This is a genomic window from Microbacterium sp. AK031 (assembly GCF_024807145.1).
In the GTDB taxonomy this organism is placed as follows: Bacteria; Actinomycetota; Actinomycetes; order Actinomycetales; family Microbacteriaceae; genus Microbacterium.
On sequence record NZ_JANUCA010000009.1, the window covers coordinates 11,915 to 25,188 of the forward strand.

Genomic DNA, 13,274 nt, shown 5'->3' on the forward strand with positions numbered 1-13,274 from the left:
TTCAGTACTTCCTCTCCATCGGCTGGTAACGGGTCATGACGACGGGTTTCCAATCGAGCTTGATGTGGTCGGCCGGTGTCGACGAGTGCGGATCGCCCGTGAGGTAGGCCATCGTGTGCTTCATGTAGTTCTCGTCATCGCGCTTCGGGAAGTCGTCGCGCATGTGACCGCCACGGCTCTCCTCACGGTTCTGGGCCGCGTAGACCACGACCTCGGCGATGTCGAGGAGGAAGCCCAGCTCGACGGCCTCGAGCAGGTCGGTGTTGAACCGGTGGCCCTTGTCGTCGACGTAGACGTTCCGGTAGCGCTCGCGCAGTTCGGCGATCACGCCGAGCACGTGCTCGAGGGACTCGTGCGTGCGGAACACCTGAGCTCCGAGATCCATCTCCTCCTGCAGCTTCTTGCGCAGTACGGCGACGCGCTCGGTGCCCTTGCTGTCGCGCAGCTGCTCGAGCAGGCCGGAGACGAAGCCGGCTGGGTTCTCCGGCAGCGGGACGAACTCTGCGTTCTTCGCATATGCGACCGCGTTGTTGCCGGCGCGCTTGCCGAACACGTTGATGTCGAGCAGCGAGTTGGTGCCGAGGCGATTCGAGCCGTGCACCGAGACGCAGGCGCACTCGCCGGCCGCGTACAGACCGGGAACGACGGTGTCGTTGTCGGCGAGCACCTCGGCGTTGTTGTTGGTCGGGATGCCACCCATCGCGTAGTGCGCCGTCGGCATGACGGGAACGGGATCGGTCACCGGGTCGACACCGAGATAGGTGCGGGCGAACTCGGTGATGTCGGGGAGCTTGGTCTCCAGCACCTCGGCGCCCAGGTGGGTGCAGTCGAGGTAGACGTAATCCTTGTGCGGGCCGGCTCCGCGGCCGTCGAGGACCTCCTGCACCATGGAGCGCGCGACGATGTCGCGAGGCGCGAGGTCCTTGATGGTGGGAGCGTAGCGCTCCATGAAACGCTCACCCGATGCGTTGCGAAGGATCGCGCCTTCGCCGCGGGCGCCCTCGGTGAGAAGGATACCGAGACCTGCGAGTCCGGTCGGATGGAACTGGAAGAACTCCATATCCTCGAGCGGCAGGTTCTTGCGCCAGACGATTCCGACGCCGTCTCCGGTGAGGGTGTGCGCGTTGGATGTGGTCTTGTAGATCTTGCCGAAGCCGCCGGTCGCGAAGATGATGGCCTTGGCCTGGAACACGTGCAGTTCGCCGGTGGAGAGGTCGTATGCGACGACGCCTGCGACCTGGGTGCTGCCATCTTCGGCGGTGACCGTGATCAGGTCGAGCACGTAGAACTCGTTGAAGAAGTTGATGCCGAGCTTCACGCAGTTCTGGAACAGCGTCTGCAGAATCATGTGGCCGGTGCGGTCCGCGGCGTAACAGGCGCGTCGGACGGGCGTCTTGCCGTGCTCTGCCGTGTGGCCGCCGAATCGACGCTGATCGATCTTGCCCTCTGGGGTGCGGTTGAACGGCAGGCCCATGTTCTCCAGGTCGATGACCGCGTCGATGGCCTCCTTGGCGAGGATCTCGGCAGCATCCTGGTCGACGAGATAGTCGCCGCCCTTGACCGTGTCGAAGGTGTGCCACTCCCAGCTGTCCTCCTCGACGTTCGCGAGGGCCGCAGCCATGCCCCCCTGTGCGGCTCCGGTGTGAGACCGCGTCGGGTAGAGCTTGGAGATCACTGCCGTCTTGGCGCCGGGCCCCGCCTCGATCGCCGCGCGCATGCCGGCGCCGCCGGCACCCACGATGACGACGTCGAACTGGTGGTAGTGCACGCCGTTGCGGACGACGGAATCCTGTGTCTCAGTAGTCACTTCTTGTTGCTCTCTTCTCAGTTGCCGACGACGCCTGCGGCTACGCAGGTGTCCCACAGCGTGCTGGAGTCAGTGACGCCCAGGCAGGGGTCGAAGGTGAAGACGACCAGAGTGCCCAGCACGATCAGGAGTCCGGCTGCGAGGCCGATCGCCCAGACCAGGGGCCGCCGGACCTTCACGTTGGTCACATAGTCGTTGACGATCGTGCGCATGCCGTTGCCGCCGTGCAGGAGCGCGAGCCACAGCATCAGTACGTCCCACCACTGCCAGAACGGCGTGGCGAACTTGCCGGCGATGAAGGCGAAGTCGAGGGCGTGGATGCCTTCACCGACCATGAGGTTGACGAACAGGTGGCCGAAGATCAGGACGATCAGCACGACGCCGGAGCCGCGCATGAACAGCCAGCCCCACTTCTCGAGGTTGAACCCGCGGCGGCGGCGCGCCGGTGCGGCGACGGTCTGAGCAGACATCAGTGACCCCCTCCGAATCCGGCGAACGCGAGCATGAGGTGTCGCGGCACGAAGCCGGCCATGAGCACGATCCACACGGCGATGACGCCCCAGAAGAGCTGCCGCTGGAAGCGCGCGCCCTTCGACCAGAAGTCGACCAGGATGATGCGGAGGCCGTTGATGGCGTGGAACACGATGGCGGCGACGAGGACGACCTCGCCGATCGCCATGATCGGGTTCTTGTACGTGCCGATCACGGCGTTGTACGCCTCGGGGGAGACCCGGATGAGTGCTGTGTCGAGCACATGCACCAGCAGGAAGAAGAAGATCGCGACTCCGGTGATGCGATGAAGCACCCATGACCACATGCCTTCGCGACCCCGATAAAGGGTTCCGCGTGGCGTCTTGGAAGTGGTCTCCGAAATCGACGGTGCCAAGCGAGTGCCTGCGGACACGGTCGTCCTCCCTGATCGATACGAGGTCGGCAGCGCGTACTGGGTCTGAGCTGACCGCAGACGTGCCCGATCGTGTTCCATCCTATTCCTGTTCAATCGCTGGGAGCGACGAAGGGTGGCCTAACTGTCTCGACGTCGAGATTGTTTCGCGCGGCTACGCTGGGGTTATGACTGAGCCACTGGATGACTTCTACGCCGTGATACCCGCAGGTGGCATCGGAAGCCGACTGTGGCCGCTCTCCCGCGCCGACGCTCCGAAGTTCCTCCACGATCTGACCGGCTCCGGCAACTCGCTGCTGCGCGACACCTGGGACCGTCTGGAAGCTCTCACCGGCGCCGACCGCATATCGGTCGTGACCGGTCGGGCGCACCGCGCCGCGGTGGAGGCCGAGCTTCCCGGCATCGCGGACAAGAACGTGTTCCTCGAGTCCGAGCCGCGCGACTCGGCCGCTGCGATCGGGCTCGCCGCCGCGATCCTGCATCGCCGGGATCCCGACGTCATCATCGGCTCGTTCGCCGCTGACCATGTCATCCGCGGCACGCGCACATTCGAGTTCGCCGTGCAGCAGGCGGTCGAGGTCGCCCGCGCCGGCTACATCTGCACGATCGGCATCCAGCCCTCTGAACCGTCAGTCGGCTTCGGTTATATCCGCAAGGGCGAAGAGCTGATCGTCGACGGCGCGCCAGAAGCCGCAAGGGTGGAGAGCTTCGTCGAGAAGCCGGATCTCGAAACGGCGAAGGAGTACTACGCCGACCGTTCGTACCTGTGGAATGCCGGCATGTTCATCTCCAAGGCGAGCGTGCTGCTCGACGAACTCGCGGCGAATGAGCCGGAACTGCACGCCGGCCTCATGGAACTCGCCGAAGCCTGGGACGACCGCGAGCGACGCGGACCGGTCGTCGACAGGGTGTGGCCGACTCTGAAGAAGATCGCGATCGACTACGCCGTCGCCGAGCCCGCTGCCGACAAGGGCCGCCTGGCCGTGATCCCCGGCCACTTCGATTGGGATGACGTGGGGGATTTCGCGTCGCTCACCAAGCTCATAAGCAACGGCCGCAAGAACGACCTCGCCGTGCTCGGACCGAAGGCCAGAGTGCTCTCCGACGCGGCGACCGGAATCCTCGTGAGCCAGACGTCGCGCGTGATCAGCCTCGTTGGTGTGAAGGACATCGTGGTCGTCGATACTCCTGACGCGCTGCTGGTCACGACGACCGAACACGCCCAGCGGGTGAAGGACGTCGTGGAATCGCTCAAGCTCACCGGCCGCGGAGATGTGCTGTAGTCCTTCGTCACGGGTCTATTGCGAGTTTGTAACCATTAACCGCAACCATGATGTCGGATGCCGTAACACTGGGTAACTTGTCTCCACGGGCATTGCGAATGGCGCAGGCCAGTAGTCGTGGAGGCTTACGTGACCATTTCCACCAAGAAGCGCGCTCTGGCCGCGCTCGTGGCGACCGGTGTCGCCGTCGCACTAGCAGGTTGCGGTGCCGCTCCGGAGGATGACGGCGGAGATGCCGGCGGCGAGAGCATCGACTTCCTGCCCTGCATCGTCTCCGATGCCGGCGGATTCGACGACAAGTCGTTCAACCAGCTGTCCTTCGAGGGCGTCGTCCAGGCCGCCGATGAGCTCGGCGTCGAGTACAAGAACGTCGAGTCCAACAGCGAGACCGACTTCGCCCCGAACCTGGAGAGCCTCGTCTCCCAGGGCTGCAACGCCATCGTCTCGGTCGGCTTCGCGCTGTCGTCGGCGACCGTCGAGGCGGCGACGGCCAACGAAGGCGTCGACTTCATCCTCGTCGACGACGCCGCGGACAACGACTTCGACGGCGAGAAGGATGCCGAGAACGTCAAGCCGCTGCTGTACGACACGGCTCAGGCCGCATTCCTCGCCGGCTACCTTTCGGCCGGCTACTCGGAGGCCGGCAAGGTCGGCACGTACGGCGGCATGGAGTTCCCGACAGTCACGATCTTCATGGACGGCTTCTACCAGGGCGTGAACTACTACAACGAGCAGAACGGCACCGCCGTGCAGGTCGTCGGCTGGGACGGCACGGCCGGCTCGTTCACCGGTGGCTTCGAAGCGGGCCCCGAGGCCAAGACGGTCGCACAGAACATCATCGACCAGGGCGTCGACGTGCTCCTGCCGGTCGGCGGACCGATCTACCAGTCGGGTCTGCAGGCCATCAAGGAGTCCGGCCGCGACATCGCGCTGATCGGAGCTGACGCCGACCTGTTCGTCACCGACCCGACGACCGCCGACTTCGTGCTCACCTCGATCCTCAAGGACATGAAGCTCTCCGTCTACGAGGCGACCATGAGCAGCGCGAACGAGGAGTTCGATGCCGAGGCGTACGTCGGAACCCTGGAGAACGAGGGCGTCGGCATCGCCGAGCTGCACAACTTCGAGGACAAGGTCGACCCGGAGCTGTGGAACGCGGTTCAGGACCTGCAGCAGCAGATCATCGACGGTGAGGTCACCGTCACCTCGTACCTCGGCTGATCGAGAAACGAGAAATAGGGGAGGTCGGCGACCCGCCGGCCTCCCCTCGCCGTCTCGCGGGCTCCCACAGGAACCTGGGAGGAAGCACCTTTGCTGATTAGGATCTGACACATGAAGCTTGAACTGCGCGGCATCACGAAGAAGTTCGGCGCGCTGACGGCCAACGACCACATCGATCTCACCATCGAGCCAGGAGAGATCCACTGTCTCCTCGGCGAGAACGGCGCCGGGAAATCGACGCTGATGAACGTGCTCTACGGCCTGTACCAGGCCGATGACGGTGAGATCCTTCTGGACGACATCGAGCAGCACTTCGCCGGCCCCGGCGACGCGATGGCGGCGGGCATCGGCATGGTGCACCAGCATTTCATGCTGATCCCCGTGTTCACCGTCGCCGAGAACGTCATGCTCGGCCACGAGAAGACGACGTTCGGCGGTCGCCTCGATCTCGCGGCCGCTCGTGCGATGGTGCGCGAGATCTCGGATCGCTTCGGGTTCAAGGTCGATCCGGATGCCGTGGTCGAAGACCTGCCGGTCGGCGTGCAGCAGCGCGTGGAGATCATCAAGGCGCTCTCGCGCGACGCCAAGGTGCTCGTGTTCGATGAGCCGACCGCCGTGCTCACGCCGCAGGAGACCGACGACCTGATGGCGACGATGCGGCAGCTGCAGGAAGGCGGCACCTCGATCGTCTTCATCACCCACAAGCTCCGCGAGGTCCGCGAAGTGGCGGACCGGATCACTGTCATCCGGCTCGGCAAGGTCGTCGGGGAAGCGTCACCGACCGCCAGCAACGAAGAACTCGCTTCCCTCATGGTCGGCCGCGCCGTCGAGCTCACGGTGCACAAGGATGCCCCGAAGCTCGGCGAGGAGTCGCTCATCGTGAAGGAGCTCACGGTCACCGATCCCTTCGGGACGGTGCTCGTCGACGATGTCTCGTTCTCGGTGCGAGGCGGTGAGGTGCTCGTGATCGCCGGTGTGCAGGGCAACGGGCAGACCGAGATCACCGAGGCGATCGTCGGCCTGCAGACGCACGTCGAAGGCAGCGTGCGGCTCAACGGCGTGGAGCTGGTCGGACGATCGGTGCGCGACATCCTCGACGACGGCGTCGGCTTCGTCCCGGAGGACCGCAGCGTCGACGGGCTGGTCAAAGAATTCTCGATCGCCGAGAACCTCATGCTGGACCGCTCGGTCGGCGGGCCCTTCGTCAAGGCCGGCACCCTGCAGCTGGGTGCGCTCGAGGAATTCGCTCGCGAGAAGATCACGGAGTTCGACATCCGCACCCAGGGACCGGCTCAGCAGGCCGGACGTCTCTCAGGCGGAAACCAGCAGAAGGTCGTGCTGGCGCGGGAACTCAGCCGCGAACTCTCCCTGTTCGTCGCAGCGCAGCCGACCCGCGGCGTCGATGTCGGCTCCATCGAATTCATCCACAAGCGCATCATCGAGACTCGCGACTCCGGCATCCCCGTGATCGTGATCTCCACAGAGCTCGATGAGGCGGCGGCACTCGCCGACCGCATCATGGTGATGTATCGGGGCAAGGTCGTCGGCATCGTGCCCGGCGACACCACGCGTGAGCAGCTCGGCCTCATGATGGCCGGCATGATCGAGACCGACACGACGGCCGTGGCGGCCACGACGGCAGCCGACACCGAGGAGACGAGCGCATGACCGGCCCAGAGCTGAAGCCGATCGCCTCGGCCCCCGCAGACTTCGGCACCGATCCCACGAGCCCCGGCACCGAACCCTCGCGCTGGCACAGAGCGTTCCGGCGCATCGTGACCGGCAACGGTCTGATCTCCGTGCTCTCAGTCATCCTGGCTCTCATCGCCGGATCGATCATGATCGCGTTCACGGATCCCGACGTGCAGAGCACTGCCGGCTACTTCTTCGCCAGGCCTGGCGACATGCTCGCCGCCGTGTGGAGCTCGATCTCCGGCGCGTACGTCGCGCTTTTCCAGGGGGCCTTCTACAACTTCCGCGTCGACGGCTTCGCCGCCGGCATCCGCCCGCTCACCGAGACGCTGAAGTTCGCCACGCCGCTGATCGCCGCCGGCCTCGGAGTGGGCCTCGCCTTCCGCGCCGGCCTGTTCAACATCGGCGGCCAGGGCCAGATGCTGATGGCCGCTGCCGCCGCGGGCTGGGTGGGCACGAGCATGAACCTCCCGTGGCCTCTGCACATGCTGGCCGCCATCGTCGCCGGCATCGTCGCCGGGGGGATCTGGGCGGGCATCGCCGGCATCCTCAAGGCGCGCACGGGTGCGCACGAGGTGATCGTGACGATCATGCTCAACCACATCGCGGTGTATCTGCTGGCCTGGATGCTGGCCACCCAGGGCATCCTGCAGGCGCCCGGTTCGAACAACCCGAAGACGGCGGCGATGGCGGAGTCCGCCGTGCTTCCCGGCATCCTCGGACCCCAGTACAAGCTGCACGCGGGCTTCATCCTCGCTCTGATCGCAGTCGCCTTCACCTGGTGGCTGCTGGAACGCTCGAGTCTCGGCTTCCGCTTCCGTGCGGTGGGGGAGAACCCGAGCGCCGCGAAGGTGGCGGGCATCAGCGTCGGCAGGATGTACTTCTACGTCATGCTCATCGCGGGTGGCCTCGTCGGCATCGCCGGCGTCAGCCAGATGCTCGGCACCGTCACCAGCGGTTTCGGCGGTGACATCGACGCCGGTATCGGCTTCGATGCGATCACCGTTGCCCTGCTCGGCCGTTCGACGCCGCTGGGCATCCTGGCCGCAGGCATCCTGTTCGGCGCGTTCAAAGCCGGCGGGTTCGCCATGCAGGCATCCGAGAACGTGCCGATCGAGATCGTGCTCGTCGTCCAGTCCCTGATCGTGCTGTTCATCGCGGCGCCGCCCCTGGTGCGTGCCATCTTCGGCCTGCCCCAGCCGGGCGCGCGGAAGAAGCCGAACAAACCGAAGAAGCCGAAGAAGAATGCGGCGCAGATCGCCGAGGAGGTGTCCGCATGACCGTCACAGCTGAAGCGGTGGTCAGCGATGAACAGCGTCGCGTCGCCATCACCTCCTGGAAGACGCCGATCATCTTCGGCCTGTTCACCGTGCTGTTCGCTCTGCTGCCGCTCATCGCCCCGCGCGAGGGCGACAGCACCTTCCGGCTCGTCCGCTCCGCGGACGCTGTCATCCAGCTGCCGGAGCTCGTGCTGCCCGCCAATGCCACGGCGTGGGTCGCCGTCGTCGTGCTCGCCGCGATCACCGCTCTGGCTGTGATGTGGACGCGCGCTCACCGACGGCTGCCGCTGTGGCTGACGGTCGTCTACGTGATCGTGCTTCTCGTCGGGTTCCTCGCCTGGGCATCCGCCGGCGGCACGCTGCCGATGATCGGACTGCTCGGCGGTGCGCTCGCACTCGCGACGCCCCTGATCTTCGGGGCTCTGGGCGGCGTGATCGGCGAGCGGGTCGGTGTCGTCAACATCGCGATCGAGGCGCAGTTGCTGGCCGGCGCCTTCATGGCCGCGCTCGTCGGGTCGGCGACGAAGAACCCGTGGGCCGGCCTCGTCGCGGCGATGGTCGCCGGCGTGCTGGTCTCGCTCGTGCTCGCCGTGTTCGCGATCACCTACTACGTCAACCAGGTGATCGTCGGCGTCGTGCTGAACGTGCTCGTGGCAGGGCTCACGACGTTCCTGTACCGCCAGGTGCTGGTCGCCAACCCCGAGACGCTGAACTCTCCGCCGCTGTTCCCGGTCATCCCGATCCCGCTGCTCAGCGAGATCCCCGTGCTGGGGCCCGTGTTGTTCCGCCAGACGATCATCGTGTATCTGATGTACATCACGGTGTTCCTGGTCTGGTATGGCCTGTACCGCACCCGCTGGGGGCTGCGCCTTCGGGCTGTGGGTGAGCACCCGCAGGCTGCTGACACGGTCGGCATCAAAGTCGCACCAACGCGCTACTGGAACATGATGCTCGCCGGTGCCATCGCAGGCATGGGCGGTGCGTTCTATACGCTGGTCACGAATCCGCAGTTCGGCCGTGAGATGACTGCCGGTGCGGGCTATATCGCACTGGCCGCGGTGATCTTCGGCAAGTGGGATCCGGTGCGTGCGACCCTGGCGGCGCTGCTGTTCGGCTTCGCCACCAACCTGCAGGGCGTGCTCTCGGTGATCGGATCGCCGGTGCCGAGCCAGTTCATGCTGATGCTGCCGTATGTCGTGACGATCTTCGCGGTCGCCGGTCTCGTCGGACGTTCACGTCCGCCGGCGGCCTCCGGCGAGCCGTACATCAAGAGTTGAAGCACTGAGACCAGAGGGACAATGACTGACATCGACTGGGACGAGCTGCGTCAGGTTGCGACCGACGCCATGCACAAGGCATACGCCCCGTATTCGCGGTACAAGGTGGGAGCTGCGGCTCTCGTGGATGACGGCCGCATCATCTCCGGCTGCAATGTGGAGAACGCCTCGTACGGTGTCGGGTTGTGCGCGGAGTGCGCGCTCGTCGGCGACCTGCACATGTCCGGCGGCGGACGCCTCGTGGCGTTCGTCTGCGTCAACAATGACGGGCAGACCATCATGCCGTGCGGCCGCTGCCGTCAGCTGCTCTTCGAGCACTCCATGCCGGAGATGCTGCTGGAGACCGTGTCCGGTATCCGAACGATCGACGAGGTGCTGCCCGATGCGTTCGGTCCGCGCGATCTGGAGGACGTCCGATGAGCGTGGAAGCATTCGACGCGATCGATGTCATCCGCGCGAAGCGCGACGGCGGTCAGGTTCCAGAGCCCGCCCTGCGCTGGATGGTCGACGCCTATACGCGCGGCTACGTGTCGGATGCGCAGATGGCCTCGTTCGCGATGGCGGTGTTCCAGCGGGGCATGCAGCGCGATGAGATCCGCGTGCTCACCGACGCCATGATCGCCTCGGGGGAGCGGATGAGCTTCGCGTCCCTCGGCAAGAAGACCGTCGACAAGCACTCCACCGGCGGAGTCGGCGACAAGATCACGCTGCCGCTTGCCCCGCTGGTGGCATGCTTCGGGGTCGCGGTGCCGCAGCTCAGCGGCCGCGGTCTCGGCCACACCGGCGGAACGCTCGACAAGCTCGAGTCGATCCCCGGCTGGCGGGCGGCGCTGAGCAACGAGGAGATGTTCGCGCAGATGCAGGGCGACGTCGGCGCGGTGATCTGCGCGGCTGGCTCGGGCCTCGCACCCGCAGACAAGAAGCTCTACGCCCTGCGCGACGTCACAGGCACCGTCGAGGCGATCCCGCTGATCGCCTCGAGCATCATGTCCAAGAAGATCGCCGAGGGCACGGATGCGCTTGTCCTGGATGTGAAGTTCGGCTCCGGCGCCTTCATGCAGGACATCGATCGCGCGCGCGAACTCGCAGAGACCATGGTCGCGCTCGGCACGGATTCCGGCGTCGCCACGACCGCCCTGCTCACCGACATGAACGTGCCGCTCGGTCTCGCGATCGGCAATGCCAACGAGGTGCGGGAGTCTGTCGAGATCCTCGCGGGCGGCGGACCGGCAGACGTGCGCGAGCTGACCGTGGCTCTGGCGCGCGAGATGCTCGCGCTCGCCGGGCACCCTGATGCGGACGTGGAGGCTGCACTGGATGACGGCCGCGCGATGGACAGCTGGAAGGCGATGATCCGCGCGCAGGACGGCGATCCGGATGCTGCGCTGCCCACCGCGCGCGAGTCGCATGTCGTCATGGCTCCGGCTGACGGTGTCGTGACGGGCATGGACGCCCTGCCGTTCGGCATCTCGGCATGGCGCCTCGGCGCCGGGCGCGCCCGCGCCGAGGACCAGGTCGTGCACGCTGCGGGCATCGACCTGCACGTCAAGCCCGGTGACCGCGTGACGGCGGGTCAGCCGCTCTTCACGCTCTCGGCAGAGGACGAGGCGCGCTTCCCCCGTGCGATCGAGGCGCTCGACGATGCATGGTCGCTCGGAGACACCGCGCCCGAGATCGGACCGCTCGTCCGCGAGCGCATCACGGCGTAGGCTGGAGGCGCCTTCGCCGAGTCAGTCGAGGCGCCGATTCCGAGAGGACACACATCCATGTCGATCGCCGCCGACGGTGACAAGAAGCTGCAGGGCGTCTCCCTGCGCTCGCTGCCGAAGATCTCGCTGCACGACCATCTCGACGGGGCCGTTCGCCCGTCGACGATCATCGAGCTGGCCGAAGAAGCAGGCCTGCAACTGCCGGCGACCGACGCACAGGCGCTCGGAGACTGGTTCACGGCGCAGAGCGATTCCGGATCGCTCGTGAACTATCTGAAGACGTTCGAGCTCACCGTCGGAGTGATGCAGACCGCCGAGAGCCTCACCCGCATCGCGCGCGAGTTCGTGGAGGATCTCGCAGAAGACGGCGTGATCTACGGCGAGGTGCGCTGGGCACCAGAGCAGCACCTCTCAGGTGGCCTGTCGCTGGATGATGCGGTCGAGGCGGTGCAGCAGGGGATCGAAGACGGTGAGGACGCTGTCGACCGTGCCGGGCGCAGCATCCGTGTCGGTCAGATCCTCAGCGCGATGCGTCAGAGCGACCGATCCCTCGAGATCGCAGAGCTCGCACTGGACAATCGCGAGAGCGGCGTGGTCGGTTTCGACATCGCCGGTCCGGAGGACGGATATCCCGCCTCCGACCATCGTGAGGCGTTCGATCTGCTCGCAGAGAACTTCTTCCCCGTCACCGTGCACGCAGGGGAGGCCGCCGGTCTCGCGTCGATCCGCAGCGCGCTGCTCGACGGCCGGGCGCTCCGCATCGGCCACGGCGTCCGCATCGTCAGCGATCTCGACGTCATCGAGCGAGAAGGCGATGAGGTCCAGGTCAGATTCGGCGATCTGGCTCGCTGGGTTCGCGATCGGGAGATCCCCCTCGAACTCTCGCCGTCCTCGAACGTGCACACGGGGGCGATAGAGGCCTGGGGCACCGAGCTCGCCGATCACCCGTTCGACCTGCTGTACCAGCTGGGCTTCGCCGTCACGGTGAACGTCGACAACCGTACGATGAGCCGCACGTCCCTGACCAGGGAACTCGCGCTGCTCGTCGACGCGTTCGGCTACGACCTCGACGACCTGGAGGCATTCCAGTTCAACGCGGCATCGGCGGCGTTCCTGCCGGTCGAAGAACGCGAAGAGCTCGTCGAGATGATCGCCGAGGGGTTCCAGATCGACTGAACGGACGTATCAGCCATGACCGCACCTGCTGTGTTCATCGCCGGCCCGGCATCCTGGAACTCGATCGTCGTCCTGGATCGGCTCCCCGATCCGGCCCCGCACATGCAGTTCGCCGAGGACAGCTGGGAGACGGTGGGTGGCACGAGTGCGGGCAAGGCGCTCAGCCTCGCAGCGCTGGGAACCTCGGCAATGTTGTACGCGCTCATCGGCGACGATGAGCCCGGACGCAAGGTCGACGCGGCGTTGGCCTCAGCCGGAATCGAGGTGCGCTGGGGACCGAGCAGCACGACCGAGCGCCACCTCAACCTGATGACCCGTGCGGGGGAGCGTGTCTCGCTCTATCTGTCCGGGGTGTCCGAGCAGACGGCGGCGGTGCCTGAGGATGTTCGCCGTGCGATGACGGATGCCGAGATCATCGTGCTCGATCTCGCGGCAGAGCCCCTGCGGCTGCTCCCGCTCGCGAAGGCGAGTGGGCGGCCGGTGTGGGTGGACGTGCACGACTACGACGGCGACGCCGCGTTCCATCGTCCGTTCCTCGAAGCGGCCGACGCGATCTTCTGCAATGCAGACAATCTGGCCGATCCGGTCGGGTTCCTGCGATCGCGTGTCGCCGCTGGAGCGTCGTTCGGAGTCTGCACGCTCGGCGCGGAAGGTGCGGTGGCCGTCGATGCGGAGGGCCAGACGTACCGGGTGGATGCCGTGCCGGTGGATGTCGTGGACACCAACGGCGCCGGCGACGCGTTCTTCGCCGGAGTTCTGGCCGCACGACTGGCGGGCGCGACGCTCCCGCAGACACTCGCGTCGGGTGCGTCGTCAGCCTCGACGGCGCTCGGCAGCAGGCACCTGCATCCGCTGCTCGACCGCGCGCTCTGAACTGGGCTCGCTCTGAACTGGGCTCGCTCTGAACTGGGCTCGCTCTGAACTG

12 protein-coding genes are annotated in these 13,274 nt (G+C 66.2%); 9 read left to right on the forward strand and 3 right to left on the reverse strand.

Going from position 1 to position 13,274, the window contains the following annotated elements:
• Position 1: 1 nt before the first annotated feature.
• From sdhA to sdhC, 3 genes are read right to left on the reverse strand one after another with little or no spacing between them, the layout of a single operon-like run.
• Positions 2 to 1,807, reverse strand: coding sequence for a succinate dehydrogenase flavoprotein subunit (gene sdhA, locus HDC95_RS15100; RefSeq protein WP_259064455.1), 1,806 nt, complete (start codon positions 1,805 to 1,807; stop codon positions 2 to 4).
• 17 nt (positions 1,808 to 1,824) lie between these two features.
• Positions 1,825 to 2,277, reverse strand: a complete 453-nt coding sequence (locus HDC95_RS15105) for a succinate dehydrogenase hydrophobic membrane anchor subunit (RefSeq protein ID WP_259064456.1) — start codon at positions 2,275 to 2,277, stop codon at positions 1,825 to 1,827.
• Positions 2,277 to 2,711: a succinate dehydrogenase, cytochrome b556 subunit gene (sdhC, locus tag HDC95_RS15110; RefSeq protein WP_259064457.1), complete on the reverse strand. Its 435-nt coding sequence runs from the start codon at positions 2,709 to 2,711 to the stop codon at positions 2,277 to 2,279. Before sdhC ends, HDC95_RS15105 begins: the two co-directional genes overlap by 1 nt.
• Before the next feature lie 167 nt (positions 2,712 to 2,878).
• Here sdhC and HDC95_RS15115 point away from each other — a divergent pair, with 167 nt between their 5' ends.
• The 9 genes from HDC95_RS15115 (at position 2,879) to HDC95_RS15155 (ending at position 13,222) form a co-directional block, all read left to right on the forward strand.
• Complete coding sequence (locus tag HDC95_RS15115; protein ID WP_259064458.1) at positions 2,879 to 3,994, forward strand: mannose-1-phosphate guanylyltransferase; 1,116 nt, start codon at positions 2,879 to 2,881, stop codon at positions 3,992 to 3,994.
• A gap of 129 nt (positions 3,995 to 4,123) precedes the next feature.
• Positions 4,124 to 5,215, forward strand: a complete 1,092-nt coding sequence (locus HDC95_RS15120) for a BMP family protein (RefSeq protein ID WP_259064459.1) — start codon at positions 4,124 to 4,126, stop codon at positions 5,213 to 5,215.
• A gap of 111 nt (positions 5,216 to 5,326) precedes the next feature.
• Entirely contained in the window at positions 5,327 to 6,883 is a 1,557-nt protein-coding gene (locus HDC95_RS15125) for an ABC transporter ATP-binding protein (protein WP_259064460.1), read from the forward strand.
• Positions 6,880 to 8,187, forward strand: a complete 1,308-nt coding sequence (locus HDC95_RS15130) for an ABC transporter permease (protein WP_259064462.1) — start codon at positions 6,880 to 6,882, stop codon at positions 8,185 to 8,187. Before HDC95_RS15125 ends, HDC95_RS15130 begins: the two co-directional genes overlap by 4 nt.
• Complete coding sequence (locus HDC95_RS15135; RefSeq protein ID WP_259064463.1) at positions 8,184 to 9,464, forward strand: ABC transporter permease; 1,281 nt, start codon at positions 8,184 to 8,186, stop codon at positions 9,462 to 9,464. Before HDC95_RS15130 ends, HDC95_RS15135 begins: the two co-directional genes overlap by 4 nt.
• A gap of 21 nt (positions 9,465 to 9,485) precedes the next feature.
• The gene (locus HDC95_RS15140; protein WP_259064465.1) at positions 9,486 to 9,884 is read left to right on the forward strand and encodes a cytidine deaminase; all 399 of its coding nucleotides are present in this window, start codon (positions 9,486 to 9,488) and stop codon (positions 9,882 to 9,884) included.
• Positions 9,881 to 11,173: a thymidine phosphorylase gene (locus HDC95_RS15145; protein WP_259064466.1), complete on the forward strand. Its 1,293-nt coding sequence runs from the start codon at positions 9,881 to 9,883 to the stop codon at positions 11,171 to 11,173. Before HDC95_RS15140 ends, HDC95_RS15145 begins: the two co-directional genes overlap by 4 nt.
• Before the next feature lie 57 nt (positions 11,174 to 11,230).
• Positions 11,231 to 12,349: an adenosine deaminase gene (locus HDC95_RS15150; protein WP_259064467.1), complete on the forward strand. Its 1,119-nt coding sequence runs from the start codon at positions 11,231 to 11,233 to the stop codon at positions 12,347 to 12,349.
• Positions 12,350 to 12,364: 15 nt separating this feature from the next.
• Complete coding sequence (locus HDC95_RS15155; protein ID WP_259064468.1) at positions 12,365 to 13,222, forward strand: carbohydrate kinase family protein; 858 nt, start codon at positions 12,365 to 12,367, stop codon at positions 13,220 to 13,222.
• Positions 13,223 to 13,274 lie beyond the last annotated feature (52 nt).